Below are 15,038 nucleotides of genomic sequence, written 5' to 3'. Positions count from 1 at the left end.
GCGCTTAGTTCACCTGCTGCAGGCGCGCGATCAGCTTCTCGGCCAAGCTCTCGCCGGACTCGGACCAGAGCAGACGCGTTGAGATGCCGCAGTTCTTTTCGATAGAGTGGACCAGGAGTACAAGCTGGGCGACATTTTCCCGAACATGGGCCGAGGCCTGTGCATCAAGGTCTACCTCTTCCTGGAGGAAAGGTGTGTCGATGCCGAAGCCAATACGAATCTGGCCGTTGGTTTCATAGGCCTGCTCGTCGAACTCCGGGCCGAGCCCTACCACTGAGAAACGGGCCGGCGCACGGCGCCAGACCGGATCGAGACCGCCCTGGAGCTGGGGCTGCCAGAGGAGCCACTCCGCTTCGAATTCGTAGGCGAAGTCGTCGTGCTGCGGCTCCATCGCAGCGGGCACGGCCACATGCGGCTGGGCCTGCTCCGTTTCGATGTCGCCGAGCCCCGGCTTGTCGATGTCGTAAATGCGGGTGTAGACGGGGGTTTCCGACCAGGCAAGCGGGTACACGGTGACGGCCCGGATCAGGGGAGTGTCGCCGGTCACCGAGCCAATGAGCGCGAACTGGCGCAGCACGCCGAGCAAGGCGGGCGCGAGGGCGGCAGAGCGGAAGTCGGGATACCAGAGGCTCAGAAAGAGTTGATCGGCCATGTGATTCGTAGATGCTACTGCGCAGAAATCGGCTCGAAGCTTCATTTAGACGACCCGCTGGCCCATAGGTAACATTTCCCGCTTGCATTCTGAAATAGTTCGGGGTAGATTTGATCAAGCTCGTTACTGAGTGGGTTCGTTCTGCACGGTTCTATGAAGTTGCCATGCGTTGCGCCTTGCTCCGATATCAGCGAAATTCGATCTACTAAGGAATACCAGTCACATGGAACAAGGCACAGTTAAGTGGTTTAACGACGCAAAGGGTTTCGGCTTCATCACCCGTGAGAGCAACAACGAAGATGTTTTCGTGCACTTCACCGCGATCTCCGCGAACGGCTTCCGTTCGTTGCAGGAAGGCCAGCGCGTTCAGTTCAACGTCGTGCGTGGTCCCAAGGGCTTCCAGGCCGAGAACGTTCAGGCCGTCTAGTCAAGGCCCCGCATCCGCGGGTAGATGTAAAAAGAGCGGCAGCCTCCGGGCTGCCGCTCTTTTGTTTGTGCCGAGGAGCCCGCGCGTCTGGGGCGGCTTGAGGCAGCTTCGGGTAGCCCGGCCCCTCCCTGCTGATCGTGAGACTTCGCGGGAGCCTTCTACGCAGCACAAGCAGACCGAGGCGTGCCATATCACCGGTGGACAGGTACAGCGCGTACTCCGAATGGACCTCATCCCTGGGCGGCGGCACTTTCACCTGACGTGCCGGTCGAAAATCTGAGAACACAGCCCATAGGGTCCATAGGCTACGGGAAATAGATTTCCTGGAAAGCAATGAAAAAGGATCGCGCTGGGCGACCCTTCATTCGCTGGAGCTGGTTCTGAGCTGTGTGCTACTCGGGCATGGCGGTCGTGTTTTCAGCTCCGCCTTCTTCCAGGGCCTGCGCCTGATCCTCGTTGCGGGCCTCCTGCAGGCGGCGCTCCATGGTGTGAAGGTTGGTGCGAGGGCCCGGAGGAGTGGATAGCGCAGGTGTGGGCTTGCGGTTTTCCGGGTGGAACTGCGAGGGGATGGAGCGTGCCGGGACAAACGAGATGGGGCGCGATTCGAAACCGCCCTTGATCAGGTTGCGCTGACGGAAGGGAGCGAGCATGTCCACCGGCTCGCTCTGCGGCTGCGCAGGCCGGGCCACACCATTGCCCTGCGGCACGAGCATGGGCGTGGGCGGCCTTGGTGGCAGGGTCGGCGACGGGTTAGAGGCGGCCGTCGGGCCGGTCAAAGTTGGGCCGGTAAGCATCGGTCCATTCAGGCTGGCGGCAGCCTGGAGCGGCTCAGGCAAGGCAGAACCGCTGGCCGAGGGACCTGCACCGGACTCGGTAAGGTGCGCGCCGGTGGGATCGAGCGCGTCCATGAGGCTGCCGGGCAGCGTGCCAAGTGAGCCTGGCAAGGCTTCGGCGGTGCTGCTGGAGGAGGTGGCTGCGAGCGCGCCCTGCTGGGTGCCCTGGAGCAGATCGCTTCCCTGCTGGCCACCTCCGCCATTGCCGGAATGATTGGAGCCATTACCCGACCCACCGGCATTGCGCGGCTTGGACGGGATCAGGATGGGCTGGCCATCGGGACCGACGATCTGCATCAGGAAGAGGTAGCGAACCGTGTCTTCCTGGAAGCGAGTCATCATCTGCTCAAACATGTCGAAAGACTCGCGCTTATAGGCGACGAGTGGGTCCTGCTGACCGTAGCCGCGCAGACCGATGCCTTCTTTCAGGTGGTCCATGTTCAGCAGGTGGTCTTTCCACAAGCCGTCGAGCACGGAGAGCATGATGACGCGCTCGTGGTAGCGCATGCCCTGAGAGCCAATGACTTCTTCCTTCGCGGCGTAGCGGTCCCTCAGGTTCTCGAAGATGGTTTCGCCGAGCTGGTTGCGCGAAAGCTCTTCGGGCCGGATGGACTCGGCGTCGAGGTCGAGGCCGAAGTTCTCCTTGAGCTTGGCGCGCAGCGTGGCAGTGTCCCACTGGTCCGGATGGACCTTTTCGGGGGCGGTCTCATCGAGGATGGCAGAGAGAATGTTGGGCACGTAGTCTTCGACGACGAGCTCGCGCTGGTCGAGGGCCTCGGCACCAGCAGCAGCGCCGCCGAGCAGGCCGTGGCGCAGGCCATAGACAGCTTCGCGCTGCTTGTTCATGACATCGTCGTACTCGAGCAGGTGCTTGCGAGACTCAAAGTTCTGCGCTTCCACGGCCTTCTGCGCGGCCTCGATGCGGCGGGAGATCATGCCGGACTCGATGGGTACGCCTTCTTCCATGCCCATGCGCTGCAGCAGGGTGGAGACCCATTCGCGCGCGAAGATGCGCATGAGGTCGTCTTCAAGCGAGAGATAGAAGCGCGAGGCGCCGGGATCGCCCTGACGGCCGGCGCGGCCACGCAGCTGGTTGTCAATGCGGCGGGACTCGTGGCGCTCGGTGCCCAGGATGTGGAGGCCGCCGGCTTCCTTGACGGCAGCCTGCTCGCGCTTGACGTCCTCGGTGTGGTGCTCGATGGCCTCGTGCCAGGCGGCCTCGGTGCACTCGAACTCCTGCCCCTGATAGTAGAAGCGGAACATGCCGTGGTCGGCGATGGCCTGGATAGCGCCCTCGGCAACGGCGACGGGTTTCGCTTTCTTGGTGCGCGCGAGCTGCTGCTTGGCGATGAACTCGGCGTTGCCGCCAAGCAGGATGTCGGTGCCGCGGCCAGCCATGTTGGTGGCAATGGTGACCATGCCGAGACGGCCGGCCTGGGCGACGATCTCGGCTTCGCGCTCATGGAACTTTGCATTGAGCACGACGTGCTCGACACCCTTATGCTGCAGGATCTGCGAGAGCAGCTCGGACTTCTCAATCGACGTGGTGCCGACGAGGCAGGGCTGGCCCTTCTTGTGGAGCTCAGCGATCTCATCCGCGACCGCGTTGTACTTTTCCTTGGCGGTGCGGAAGACGACGTCGGGATTCTCGATGCGCAGCATCTGCCGGTTGGTGGGGATGACGACGATTTCAAGCTTGTAGATCTTGTCGAACTCGACGGCCTCGGTCTCGGCGGTACCGGTCATGCCGGAGAGTTTTTTGTAGAGGCGGAAGTAGTTCTGGAAGGTGATGGTCGCAAGCGTCTGGTCTTCGCGACGGATGTTGACGCCTTCCTTGGCTTCGACGGCCTGGTGCAGCCCGTCGGACCAGCGGCGGCCGGGCATGAGGCGCCCCGTGAACTCGTCGACGATGATGACCTCGCCGTCCTTGACGACGTAGGCGACATCCCGGCGGTAGAGCGAGTGCGCCTTGATGGCGACTTCGACGTGGTGCTTGAGGTCCCAGTTTTCCGGGTCGGCGATGTTGCCGATCTCGAGCAGCCCCTCGATCTTTTCCCAGCCCTCGTCGGTGACGGTGATGGACTTATGCTTTTCATCCACAACATAGTCGCCGGTGAGGATCTTCTCTTCGCCCTTTTCGATCTCCTCGCCTTTTTCAAGCGCGGGGATGATGCGGTTGACGCGGGCGTACTTGTCGGTGGTCTGGTCGGTCGGGCCGGAGATGATCAGCGGGGTGCGGGCTTCGTCGATGAGGATGGAGTCGACTTCATCAACGATGGAGAAGTAGTTGCCGCGCTGCACGCACTCGGAGAGCTCGAACTTCATGTTGTCGCGCAGGTAGTCGAAGCCGAACTCGTTGTTGGTGCCGTAGGTGATATCGGATGCGTAGGCTTCGCGGCGCTGAGCGTCGTCAAGGTCATGGACGATGACGCCGACGGTCAGGCCGAGGAACTCGTAGATCTTGCCCATCCACTCGGCATCGCGCTTGGCGAGGTAGTCGTTGACGGTGATGACGTGGACGCCCTTGCCCGCGAGCGCATTGAGGTAGCAGGGTGCGGTGGCGACGAGCGTCTTGCCTTCACCGGTGCGCATTTCGGCGATCTTGCCCTGGTGCAGCACCATGCCGCCGATCATCTGCACGTCGAAGTGGCGCATGCCGACGATGCGCTTGCCGGCTTCGCGGACGACCGCAAAGGCCTCGGGCAGCAACTCGTCGAGGGCGCGCTTTTCCGCGGCTGCGATGGCGTCTTCCCCATCGTTCTCGACTGCCTTGACGGCGGCGGCAATGCGGGCTTTGAACTCGGTTGTTTTGGCGCGGAGTTCTTCGTCCGAGAGCGGCAGGAGCGAAGGCTCGAAGCCGGCGATTTCGTCCACGACGGGCAGCAGGCGCTTGACGGCGCGCTCGTTGCTGGTCCCGAAAATCTTGGTTAATGTGCCACCGATCAAAGCGAAAAATCCTCGCCTACGAGTGTAAATGGTTTGCCCGGCAGAGGAAGCCCGGGCGTGTGAGCGCTGCAGGTTTCGAGCGACTAGGGCGCGAGCTGCTCCAGGAAGAAGCGCGCCATGGTGGCGTAGGCTTCGCGAGATTCGGAGAGGCTGACATCGTTCCAGAAGGCATGGGGCAGGCCGTCGAACACCACGAGCTTGTTGGGAACCGAGTCGCGGTCCCAGGCGCGCTGCATGTCGGCGGTGCCCGAAAGCAGGACATCGCGGGAGCTGGTGACGAACAGGGTGGGCGCGACGCCGTGGAGGTCGGAGTAGTTGGGCGAGAGCACGGGGTCGTGGGGGTCGTGGGTGGTGGTGTATTCAGGGCTGATGGTCCGGCGGTCGGGGTTGGCGGCGGGGGCGTCGAGATGACCCGAGTAGCCCTCGAGGGTGAACAGCGAGGCCGAATCGCCGACGGCGGTAAGGTCGCCCATGCCGGAGAAGATGCCCAGAGCACCCGGCTGGGGCAGGTGCAACTGCTTGAGGCGCACCGCGACCTCGCCGGTAAGCAGGGCGCCTGCGGAGGTGCCGTAGATGGCGATGTGCGCAGGCTTGTAGCTCTTGAGCAGCGCCTGGTAGACGGCGATGGCGTCTTCAAGGGCGGCCGGGTACGGGTGCTCGGGGGCGAGGCGGTAGAGCACCGAGACGACGCGGGTGCGGGTGAGATTGGCAATGGGGACCGACTCGGTGTAGGAGCCGGAGTCGGAGTTGAAGCCGCCGCCGTGGAGGCAGATGAGGACGCGGTCGGGGCGGTCAGGTGTGCTGTTCGCCGGAACCGGCGCAGCGGCCGGGCCTTGCAGCGTTGAGTAGTGCCATGGGTCGCGGGATGAGGAGCCGGGTCCTGAGGCGGGACCGGGCGTGGTGTCGGGCAGCGGATCGATGATACGAACAGGAACGCCGCCTACCATCTGTCCCTCGGTGATCCTGACCGGGTAGATCGCAGCGGACTGCTTGCCTGCCCGGGTCTGCCAGGTGTCGGTGCCAGCGCGGCGCTCAGCCAGGGTCTGCGGCCTGGCGGCGTCGGAGACCTGTTTCGACCAGCGGGCGCGGGACTCGGTGCTGAGCGTGGCGGGTAACGGAGCGACGCGGGTGATGTGCGCGGTGCCGTCAGCGTCGATGACGCTGGTGTCGGCGGTGGGGCCGGTGGGTGGCGTACCGGCTGTCTGAGCGTGGGCGCCGGCGACGCAGCAAAGGGCGAGGGCGAGGAAACCGATGGATGGTGCGGACCGCTGCTTCTGCATGCGCAGATCACTTCCCTTGCTTCGAAAGATGGGATCACTGTAAAGGCAGAACAGAGCGGGCGGCAAAGGCGCAAGCCGCCTGCGCGGCTGGCGGCCACTTCGCGGCGGGTTTCTGCCTGCGGCGCTCACTGGCAAGCCAGGAAGATGATGGCGAGATATGCAGCCGCACCGCAGGTGCCGCAAGCCGCGCAGGCGGTTTTTTATGCCTAGCGGGCGCGAGGGTGCGTCTGGTCGTACACGGCGGCGACCTGAGTGTTGGTGAGCTGGGTGTAGCGCTGGGTAGTGGCCAGGCGCTCGTGGCCGAGCAGCTCCTGGATGGCGCGGAGGTCGGCACCCTGCTCGAGCAGGTGGGTGCCGAAGGCGTGGCGAAGGGTATGGGGGTGGGTCTCGGCAGGCAGGCCGGCGGCCACCGCAAGCGCCTTGAGGATACGACCAATGGAGCGGGTGGTGAGCCGCGGGATGCCGCGGGCTGTGCGGGCATGGCGCTGCACGGAGACTGGCAGCAGCAGGGGGCCGTGGCTTTGCTGGACTATGGATGGCAACGTCTGTGCGTCTGTGTTCTGCTGCGGCGTCTGCCGTGGAGAGGGGATGTCTGCGGGGGTTGAAGCGGCGGGGCGGGACTCGGGACGGGACTTCGGGCGAGTGGCGCGACGCGGTGCGCTTTCGATGGAAGCCTTCTCCAGGGCGGCGGCGCGGGTAGGCAGGTACAGCGTGAGAGCGAGGGCTGCGGAGCTGCCGAGCGGCACCAGTCGCTCCTTGCGGCCCTTGCCGCGGATGCGCAGCAGGGCGGCAGGGGCGTCGATGGAGGCGAGGTCCAGCGCGGCGAGCTCGGCATTGCGGAGGCCGCAGCCGTAGAGCAGCTCGAGGATCAGGGCGTCGCGGGAGGGCCACGCGGCGACCTCCGCGGCGGAGGCCTGGGCGGCGCTGTTGGCGAGACTGGCGACAGTGCTGGTTGCGGGGGCTCGGCCCGCGCCGGAAGTTGCGCCGGGGGCGGCGTCTTGGCTCTTCACGGAACGTGCGCTGGCTGCCCTGCTGCGGCTGCTTGCACTGGCATTCGCGCTGATTGCGCTGATCACATCCATGGCGTCGTTAAGCTCGCCTGCGGAAGGAACCCGCGGGAGTCGCCGGGGAAGCTTGGGGGTGCCGACGAGCGAGGCGGGGTTCTGCTCAAGTACGCCTTCGCGCGCGAGCCATTTGCACCAGGAGCGCAGGGCGGCCAGGGAGCGGGCGACGGAGGGTTTCGCGAGGCCGCGGTCGTAGAGCACCAGCAGGAAGTCCTGCACGTGTGCGTGGGTGATCAGGGAGGGTGTGGCGAGCCCAGCCGAGAGCGTGCTGTACCGGATGAAATCATGAAGCTCGCGGCGGTAAGCGCGCAGGGTGTGGGTGGAAGCAGCGCGCTGATGCTGGAGCTGGTGCAGGAACCCTGCAAAGGCGGCCTGCCAGGCTTCGGGAAACGCTGGCGGCGAGGCTGCTTCTTCGGCGGTCCTCGCGGGCGGCTGGGCGGGGGCGGCTGAGGTCATGGCTCTCCGGGCCCGGTTGCGAGGAGCCCGGTAAGAGCGACTACCTCCCCGCGACTGGTGTCGCTGGTGGCGGAGCCCCCAACGAGCGGTGTCGCAAGCGGTTGTCGGGCGGCATGGCGCTGTTCGCGGGGGTGGTGGGCGTGATGCACGGCCTGAAGGCGACCCAGGGCCACGTGCGTGTAGATCTGCGTGGTGGTGATGTCAGCGTGGCCGAGCACGGTTTGCACGGAGCGGAGATCGGCGCCGTGGTCGACCATGTGGGTAGCGCAGCTGTGGCGCAGCATGTGGGGGCTGGCTGCGGGGCCGACGCGGTCCTTCACAATCTGCCACACCAGCTGGCGGGTGACCGGCAGACCGCGAGCCGTGAGGAACAGCGCGTTCGATGGGTCGCCGGTGACTTGTTTCTGCAAAGCGGAGCCAAGCCGGGGCCTGTTGAGGACGTTCGGGGCGGCCGGCGAAACGAGTCCGGGACGGGCGGGCGCCTCTGCGCGGGGCCGGGCCCTGCTTTGCGCCCGGGATGACACTGCCTTTTTGCCGGAGTGCGCCTGCTCGCCCCCCGGCTGCGCGAGCACGCGCCGGCCGGCCTGGAGGTAGCGCTCCAGCATCTGGGTGGCCGGGACGCCAATTGGTACCACGCGTTCACGATCGCCCTTTCCGAGTACGCGCAGGCGGCTGCCCTCAAGATCGAGGCTGGCCACGGAGAGCGTGGCAATCTCGGAAGCACGCAGGCCGCCCGCGTAGAGGACCTCGAGCATGGCCGCGTCGCGCAGCGCGAGCGCCTCGGCCAGGTGGGCGTCCGCCGCGAGGGCGGTGGCAGCCGAGAGTGCCGCGCGCGCGGCACGGGGCGACACATGAGCCGGTGCCTCGCCCGGTACGCTGCTCCGTGCGCTGCCTGACGCGCTGTCTGGCGCTCGAAGCGGCGCCTCGTCCCGGCCTGCACTGTTTCGGCCCGCCTGCTTTCCGCCAGCGCCGCTACGGCCAGGGTTACGGCGGGTGGGCTGAACTGCCTGCCGAGCTACGTCCTGATCCATGTCCATGGCTTCAGCCAGATGGTGGGCGGAGTCGATGCGCGCGGAGGCGGCATCCATGGCAGCTGCGAGAGTCGGCTCGGCGATGGCCTTGGGCAGAACCAGCCAGGCGGCCGGCGAGGAGATGTGCAGGGTGGGGTCGGTGGTGATGCGGCCGGAGCGCAGCAGCCAGCGATAGAAACCGCGCAGCGAGGAAAGCTTGCGCGCGGCGGCGCGGCCCGAAATGCCGCGTGCACCCAGCTCCTCGAGAAAGCGGGCAATATCGTGGCGGGTGGCCGCGGCGAGGCTGCTCATGGCGTCTTCGCGGTCTGACCGGAGCATGGTGTGAAACTGCACGAGGTCGCCTTGATAGGCGTCGACAGAGAGCGGCTGCAGCCCACGCTCGACCCGGAGATAGGCAGCATAGCCGCGCAGGAGCGGGTCGGGCGGCGCGGTGGATGCTACAGGGGCCGAGGCCGGGATCTCCATACCGGTAGTATCGGCGCGGTCGGCGAGGATGGGCACCGCGATCTTGGCGTGGATACGGTGACACAAAAGGCACCCCGGAGCGACCCGGGGCGCGGTTTGCCGCAACGGGCCTTGGCTACACTGGAGAAAGATTGCCCGGGCACCGGCTGGTTGGAACGCAGAGCGCGATGCGAGCAGCGCAGGCGGCAGCAACTTGGTGGCGGGCATACGGGTTCAAGGAAAGTGGAGACGCAGATGGCGGTTTTGTACACCACGAGGGTGCGCGCCGAGGGCGGGCGCGAGGGTTCGGTGAGTTCGACCGATGCACTGCTGTCGTTGCGGCTGGCTGCGCCGAGGGCCCTGGGCGGCCGCGAAGACGCGACTAACCCGGAGCAGTTGTTCGGGGCCGGGTACGCGGCATGCTTTGAGAGTTCACTGCTGCACGTGGCGCAGGAGGCAGGCGCATACCTGCAGGGGACGGCTGTGGAGGCGATGGTCAGCATCCACGCGCGCGAGAACGGCGTTTACGGTTTATCGGTGGTGCTGACGGTGGAGGTTGGCGGCCTGTCGCAGAACGACGCCGAGCAGATGGTGATGCAGGCGGATGCGATCTGCCCGTACTCCAACGCGGTACGCGGCAACATCGATGTGCAACTGCACACGATCGTGAGGTAGGGCTATGGCAGCAGCAGGCAGCACATGGAGTACCGAAGAGTGGACCGCGGCGGTGCTTGCCGCAAAGCCGCGCGTCGCGGTGTTTGACTGCGACGGAACGCTGTGGGAGAAGGACTCGGGCTTCGAGTTTATGCGGTGGTCGCTGGAGCAGGGACTGGTGTCGCGGCATGCTTCGGAGTGGCTCTCGGCGCGCTACCGCGAGTACCGTGCGGGCACGGTGGACGAGGCCACGATCTGCGGCGAGATGGTGCAGGTGTACGCAGGGTTGCGGGAAGCCGAACTGCAACAGGCCGCGGCACAGTTCTTTGCGTCGGTGGTGGAGCCGACGATCTTTCCGGCGATGCAGCAGCTGGTCAGCGCGCTGCAGCAGGATGGGTGCGAGATCTGGGCAGTGTCGTCCACGGCGGACTGGGTGGTAGAGGCCGGGGTGGGAGAGCGGTTCAGCATCGGGGCGGAGCGGGTGCTCGCGGCCAGGGTCAAGGCAGTGGATGGCGTGGCGACGGGCACGCTGCTGGCTGTGCCCACGGACGAGGCCAAGGCCGTGGCGCTGCGCGCGGCCGGGATCGCGGAGCCGGATGCGGTGTTTGGCAACTCGGTGCATGACCTGGCGATGCTTGAAATGGCGCGCCGGGCCTACCCGGTGAATCCTTCCGAGGCGCTGCTCGCGGAAGCTGAACAACGCGGGTGGCCGGTGTTTCGCCCGGACCGGGCGCTGGCGGCGGCGCGCCGGTAAGGGAGCATCGACCATGCTGGTGGTTGGCGCTGTTTGTTGTTGCGGTTGCGGGCGGGCAGGCGGGACGAGCCTGTGCGAATTACGGGCTGGACTCAGCGGATCATCGATACGGGTCGGGCGCTTGGGTATCGCCGGGTCTGACATCGCACGCGTAGGCAAGAGCAACAAACGGCGGCCCCGGACAGGCGCGGGAACGTTCCGTTAAAAAGGGTGTGTGAACAAAGCTGACCTTCTCAGCGGATTATGAATCCAACCGAATTATGGATGTGGGACGGGCAGGAAGTACGGGCGCAAACGGCAATGTAGAGGATGAGCGGCAGCCTCCCTCGGCCGGCCAGGAAGCCTTTGCGGCGGGCCGGCCGTTTGCTGCGTCCGGGATCGAGCTGCACGCGGAGTCGAAGACCGAACCCAGCGGCGGGGGCAAGAGTGTGCGGTTCGTGGTGGCGGCGCTGATCCTGCGCGGCGACACGGTGCTGATCTGCCAGCGCCGGGCAGACCAGCCAATGGCGCACAAATGGGAGTTCCCGGGCGGAAAAATGGAGCCGGGCGAGACGGCGGAGCAGGCGCTGGTCCGCGAGCTGCACGAGGAGCTGGACATCCACGCGGAGATTGGAAGCCGCGTGATCCGACTGCGGCATACGTACCGGTCAGGCGGAGCGGTGGACCTGCAGTTCTTCGTGGTGCACCGGTTCCAGGGTGAGCTGCGCAACAACATCTTCCAGGCGATGCGGTGGTGCGAGCTGCGGAACCTGCCGGCCTATGACTTCCTGGCGGCGGACCGATCACTCATTCGTGACCTGGCGGCGGGAAAACTCCTGTGACGCCACGGGTGGTTTGACGTAGACTCGGCTGGACGAGCGCGGACGGGCGCAGCGCTGGCAGGAGAGTGCTTTTGTTCGGATCCAGGGAACACAGCGAGCGCGGCGAGCACAGGATCACGCTCACTCTGGCATCTTCGCTGGCCAGCGTGGACCAGGTGGAGCAGACTGCGGAGCACCTGGCCGCCGAGGCCGGCATCGACGAAGACGCGCGCTTCGGGATCACGATGGCGGTTCGCGAGGCAGCGGCCAACGCGGTGTTTCACGGAAACAAGGGCAACAGCGCGAAACACATCACAGCCAGTTTTGAGAACACAGGCACTTCGCTTATCTTCTGTATTGCGGATGAGGGCGAGGGTCTGGACCCCGATACACTGCCCGACCCCCTGGCGCCTGAAAACCTGATGCGAGGTTCGGGCAGAGGTATCTTTCTGATTCGGTCGTTCATGGATGAGGTGCACTTTCGGCGCCTCGAACCGGGAACGGAAATGACGTTGATCAAGCGTTTCACCCCAGAAGCGAACACAGGCACCAACACAGGAAACCAGGAGACGAAACGATGAGCATGACGCTGCAGACACGCCAGGTGGACGGCATTACCATTCTCGATCTGAGTGGCCGGATTGTTCTCGGCGAAGGATCGGTTCAGCTGCGCGACGCGATCAAGGAGCTGGTCAGCAAGGGACAGAAGCACATTCTGCTGAACCTTGGCGATGTGAACTACATCGACAGCTCTGGTCTGGGCGAACTGGTCAGTGCGTACACGACGGTGAAGAACGCGGGCGGCGAGCTGAAGCTGTTGAACCTGACCAAAAAAGTCCACGACCTCCTGCAGATCACCAAGCTGTACACCGTGTTTGACGTGAAGGATGACGAAGCCACCGCGGTTTCCGCGTTCTCGGCAAAGTAGTGTAGCTGCAGTAAAAAGAAGCGGCCATGTTCCCTGCCGGGAGCGTGGCCGCTTTTTTGCGCTCCGCGGGTCAGTCCTGGAGCAGCAGCGCGGCTACGATGCTGCAGCGCTCCTGCTCGAGCGGAACCGAGGCCACTGGCTGGCCGGCGCGACGGTACCAGTAGGCGGCGTTGGCTGCGTCGCCTTCGCTGCGATGCAGAAAGGCGTGGACCCAGGCGGCATTGCGGGCTTGTGGCCCGGTCTCGATCTCCTGGGCAATCTCGTGTGCCCTGTGCCAATCGCCGTGCGCTTCCCACCAGAGCGCCTCGACCAGGGGTGCAAGGCCGGCGGGTGGGGCTGGCTGCTGGAGCGAGTGGCTGAAGGCGGCGAGGTCCCTGATGGATTCCATGCTCTATGCGATGCGGTGGGGTTGTGACGGGATTGCAGTGCGGGCGGAATACGACCGATCACGTCGCACATTGCGCTATGATGCAGCAAGGAGTCTGCCACGTGTTTGCGCTCAACCTACTACCGGTTGGAACGGCTGCTGTGATCCAGGAGCTGGAGCTCCCGGAGCCCGTGGAGCACCACCTGATGCACATGGGGTTTTCACCCGAAGCACGAGTGGTTGCGGTGCGGCGCGCGCCGGCGGGCGACCCAACGGTGTACGCGATTGACGGCATGGAGATTGCGCTGCGGCGGGAAACGGCGCGCGGCATCCTGGTGAAGTCGCTCGAAGAGCACACCGGAGAGCAGAAGAGTGCGCTACCTGCCGAGGCGAACAGCCGCGCTGAACGCAAGGCAAGGCAACTCGCATGAGCTGTCACGCGACCGCACTGGTCGATCTCCCCACAGGACCCCGGGTTGTTGGACAGATCCGCACGGTAGCGCTGGTGGGGCCGCCAAACTCCGGCAAATCGACATTGTTTAACCGGCTGACGGGCATGCGGCAAAAGGTCGCGAACTACCCGGGCGTGACGGTGGAGCAGCACTACGGCAAGCTTTCGGGCATTCGCCGGCCCGACTTGACACTGATTGACCTTCCCGGAATCTACTCGCTGGACAGCTACTCCGAAGACGCACGCGTGGCGGTGGATGTGCTGCAGGGCACCATGGCGGGCTCGCCTCCCGTGGACGCGATCCTGCTGGTGCTCGATTCGCTGCACCTGCAGAGACAACTGATGCTGGCCGCGCCGATCCTGGCGTTGAAGCTGCCGACCCTGGTGCTGCTGAACATGAGCGACCTGATGGAGGTACGCGGCGGCGCGGTGGACACGCTTGCGCTGGCGCAGGAGCTGGGCGTTCCGGTGGCCAAGATCTCGGGTGCGCGTGGCGTTGGGTTGGAAGCAATTCCAAGATTTCTGAACCAGCGTGACGCACAGGTCGATCCGTTGGCGGGCGTGGCGGCGACCCAGCGGCTGGAGCTACCAGTGGTGGGCAATGCGCGCTCGTACCGGCAGTGGGCAACCGGCGTAAGCACCCGCACACGGTACAAGGCACCGCTGTCGCCGGAGTGGACACGCAAGCTGGATGGCGTGTTGCTGGGCCGCGTCACCGGTCCAATTATTTTTCTGCTGGTTGTGCTGGGCGTATTCCAGGTGGTCTTTTCGGTGGGGCTGCCGTTCAGCGACTGGTCACAGAACCTCCTGAACAATGCGGGGGACGGGCTGGGTCGGCACATCCACCCGGCCTGGCTCGATTCCCTGCTCATCGACGGCATCTGGAAAGGTGTGGCGTCGGTGTTGATTTTTCTGCCACAAATCCTGCTGCTGTTCCTGTTCATCGGCGTGCTGGAGGATACGGGCTACCTGGCACGGGCGGCGCTGATCGCGGACCGGGTCATGCGGCTGATCGGGCTGAATGGCAAGGCGTTTATCCCTCTGCTGTCCGCGTACGCCTGCGCGGTACCGGCGATCATGGCGACACGCACGATCGAGAACAAGCGGGACCGCTTCGCGACGATCCTGGTGGCGCCGTTCATGACCTGCTCGGCGCGATTACCGATCTACCTGCTGGTGATCGCGGCGTTTGTGCCGAACCGGCGGCTCCTGGGCTCGTTGCTTGGCCTGCAGGCTGCGGTGATGCTGGGGCTGTACGTGCTGGGCTTCCTGGCGGCGCTGTTTACGGCACGACTGCTGAAGTCATCAGTGCTGAAGGCTTCGCCGGCACCGTTCATCCTGGAGTTGCCCCAGTACCGGCTGCCCACGCTGCGCGGGCTGGGGATGCGCCTGGTGGATCGCGGCGGCGTGTTTTTGAAGCAGGCCGGCACGATCATCCTGGCGGTGACGATCGGGCTCTGGATGCTGAGCCATGTGCCGCTGCATGGTGGACACTTCCCGGAGCTGGCGAACTCGTTCGTGGGCAAGGTGGGCCGGTGGATCGAGCCGTTGATTCATCCCCTTGGTTTCAACTGGAAGATTGGCATCGGGCTCCTGTCGTCGGTGATTGCGCGGGAAGTGATCGTGGGCACGCTGGGCACGCTGTACGGCATGGATCCGCAGACGCAGGCGCTGGGACTGCAGCAGGCGCTGCACCACGACCTCACGCTGGGCGGTGCAATGGCGCTGGTAGTCTTCTTCGCATTCGCCATGCAGTGCACGTCGACACTGGCGGTAGTGAAGCGAGAAACCAACAGCTGGCGATGGCCGATTGTGCAGTTCGTATACATGAGTGTGCTGGCATACGTGGCCGCGTTTGTGACGAACCAGGTTGTTTCCCGGTTCTTTTAAGCGCCGAGCGAAACCGCCTCCGCGTCTGGCTGCCACTTCGTGGCTGGTCTTCTGTAAAGGC

Annotated in this window: 14 protein-coding genes; 8 read left to right on the top strand and 6 right to left on the bottom strand. The window is 65.1% G+C overall.

From position 1 onward, the window contains the following. Positions 1-4: 4 nt before the first annotated feature. On the bottom strand, positions 5-652 hold the full coding sequence (locus tag D1Y84_RS13765; protein WP_124849200.1) for a hypothetical protein: 648 nt from the start codon (positions 650-652) through the stop codon (positions 5-7). 223 nt (positions 653-875) lie between these two features. Between D1Y84_RS13765 and D1Y84_RS13760 the strand changes: the two genes are divergently transcribed. After that, positions 876-1,079 (top strand): cold-shock protein, encoded by a 204-nt coding sequence (locus D1Y84_RS13760; RefSeq protein ID WP_124849199.1) that lies wholly within the window; start codon positions 876-878, stop codon positions 1,077-1,079. A gap of 392 nt (positions 1,080-1,471) precedes the next feature. Here the strand turns inward: D1Y84_RS13760 and secA are convergent, their stop codons facing one another. The 4 genes from secA to D1Y84_RS18960 all read right to left on the bottom strand — a co-directional run bounded on the left by secA (position 1,472) and on the right by D1Y84_RS18960 (position 9,220). Next, the gene (gene secA / locus D1Y84_RS13755) at positions 1,472-4,858 is read right to left on the bottom strand and encodes a preprotein translocase subunit SecA (RefSeq protein WP_124849198.1); all 3,387 of its coding nucleotides are present in this window, start codon (positions 4,856-4,858) and stop codon (positions 1,472-1,474) included. 83 nt (positions 4,859-4,941) lie between these two features. Next, a complete protein-coding gene (locus D1Y84_RS13750) occupies positions 4,942-6,138 on the bottom strand; it encodes an alpha/beta hydrolase (protein WP_233581418.1) in 1,197 nt (398 codons plus the stop codon). 206 nt (positions 6,139-6,344) lie between these two features. Next, complete coding sequence (locus D1Y84_RS18965; protein WP_124849197.1) at positions 6,345-7,658, bottom strand: tyrosine-type recombinase/integrase; 1,314 nt, start codon at positions 7,656-7,658, stop codon at positions 6,345-6,347. Further along, a complete protein-coding gene (locus D1Y84_RS18960) occupies positions 7,655-9,220 on the bottom strand; it encodes a tyrosine-type recombinase/integrase (RefSeq protein ID WP_158615487.1) in 1,566 nt (521 codons plus the stop codon). Before D1Y84_RS18960 ends, D1Y84_RS18965 begins: the two co-directional genes overlap by 4 nt. A gap of 168 nt (positions 9,221-9,388) precedes the next feature. On the opposite strand from D1Y84_RS18960, the gene D1Y84_RS13735 reads away from it, so the two are divergent. The 5 genes from D1Y84_RS13735 (at position 9,389) to D1Y84_RS13715 (ending at position 12,269) form a co-directional block, all read left to right on the top strand. After that, entirely contained in the window at positions 9,389-9,808 is a 420-nt protein-coding gene (locus D1Y84_RS13735) for an organic hydroperoxide resistance protein (RefSeq protein WP_124849195.1), read from the top strand. A 4-nt stretch (positions 9,809-9,812) separates the two neighbouring features. After that, entirely contained in the window at positions 9,813-10,541 is a 729-nt protein-coding gene (locus D1Y84_RS13730) for an HAD family phosphatase (protein WP_124849194.1), read from the top strand. A 260-nt stretch (positions 10,542-10,801) separates the two neighbouring features. Continuing rightward, a complete protein-coding gene (locus D1Y84_RS13725) occupies positions 10,802-11,362 on the top strand; it encodes a (deoxy)nucleoside triphosphate pyrophosphohydrolase (RefSeq protein WP_124849193.1) in 561 nt (186 codons plus the stop codon). Between the two features lie 71 nt (positions 11,363-11,433). Continuing rightward, positions 11,434-11,922: an ATP-binding protein gene (locus D1Y84_RS13720; protein WP_124849192.1), complete on the top strand. Its 489-nt coding sequence runs from the start codon at positions 11,434-11,436 to the stop codon at positions 11,920-11,922. Then, positions 11,919-12,269, top strand: a complete 351-nt coding sequence (locus tag D1Y84_RS13715; RefSeq protein ID WP_124849191.1) for an STAS domain-containing protein — start codon at positions 11,919-11,921, stop codon at positions 12,267-12,269. Before D1Y84_RS13720 ends, D1Y84_RS13715 begins: the two co-directional genes overlap by 4 nt. Positions 12,270-12,339: 70 nt before the next feature. Here the strand turns inward: D1Y84_RS13715 and D1Y84_RS13710 are convergent, their stop codons facing one another. Next, entirely contained in the window at positions 12,340-12,657 is a 318-nt protein-coding gene (locus D1Y84_RS13710; RefSeq protein WP_124849190.1) for a hypothetical protein, read from the bottom strand. A gap of 101 nt (positions 12,658-12,758) precedes the next feature. Here D1Y84_RS13710 and D1Y84_RS13705 point away from each other — a divergent pair, with 101 nt between their 5' ends. After that, positions 12,759-13,067, top strand: a complete 309-nt coding sequence (locus D1Y84_RS13705) for a FeoA family protein (RefSeq protein WP_233581417.1) — start codon at positions 12,759-12,761, stop codon at positions 13,065-13,067. Further along, positions 13,064-14,977, top strand: a complete 1,914-nt coding sequence (locus D1Y84_RS13700) for a ferrous iron transporter B (RefSeq protein ID WP_124849188.1) — start codon at positions 13,064-13,066, stop codon at positions 14,975-14,977. The genes D1Y84_RS13705 and D1Y84_RS13700 overlap by 4 nt, the downstream gene beginning before the upstream one ends. Positions 14,978-15,038: the final 61 nt, after the last annotated feature.

Source organism: Acidipila sp. EB88 (assembly GCF_003858395.1).
GTDB lineage: Bacteria > Acidobacteriota > Terriglobia > Terriglobales > Acidobacteriaceae > EB88.
Note: the sequence above shows the minus strand (reverse complement) of the source record. Positions and strands in the feature narration are given on the sequence as shown.

Excerpts from the sequence above, each read along its gene's own strand:
- D1Y84_RS13765 (WP_124849200.1), bottom strand. The coding sequence starts at position 652 with ATGGCCGATCAACTCTTTCTGAGCCTCTGGTATCCCGACTTCCGCTCT.
- D1Y84_RS13760 (WP_124849199.1), top strand. The coding sequence starts at position 876 with ATGGAACAAGGCACAGTTAAGTGGTTTAACGACGCAAAGGGTTTCGGC.
- D1Y84_RS13750 (WP_233581418.1), bottom strand. The coding sequence starts at position 6,138 with ATGCAGAAGCAGCGGTCCGCACCATCCATCGGTTTCCTCGCCCTCGCC.
- D1Y84_RS18965 (WP_124849197.1), bottom strand. The coding sequence starts at position 7,658 with ATGACCTCAGCCGCCCCCGCCCAGCCGCCCGCGAGGACCGCCGAAGAA.
- D1Y84_RS13735 (WP_124849195.1), top strand. The coding sequence starts at position 9,389 with ATGGCGGTTTTGTACACCACGAGGGTGCGCGCCGAGGGCGGGCGCGAG.
- D1Y84_RS13730 (WP_124849194.1), top strand. The coding sequence starts at position 9,813 with ATGGCAGCAGCAGGCAGCACATGGAGTACCGAAGAGTGGACCGCGGCG.
- D1Y84_RS13725 (WP_124849193.1), top strand. The coding sequence starts at position 10,802 with ATGGATGTGGGACGGGCAGGAAGTACGGGCGCAAACGGCAATGTAGAG.
- D1Y84_RS13715 (WP_124849191.1), top strand. The coding sequence starts at position 11,919 with ATGAGCATGACGCTGCAGACACGCCAGGTGGACGGCATTACCATTCTC.
- D1Y84_RS13710 (WP_124849190.1), bottom strand. The coding sequence starts at position 12,657 with ATGGAATCCATCAGGGACCTCGCCGCCTTCAGCCACTCGCTCCAGCAG.
- D1Y84_RS13700 (WP_124849188.1), top strand. The coding sequence starts at position 13,064 with ATGAGCTGTCACGCGACCGCACTGGTCGATCTCCCCACAGGACCCCGG.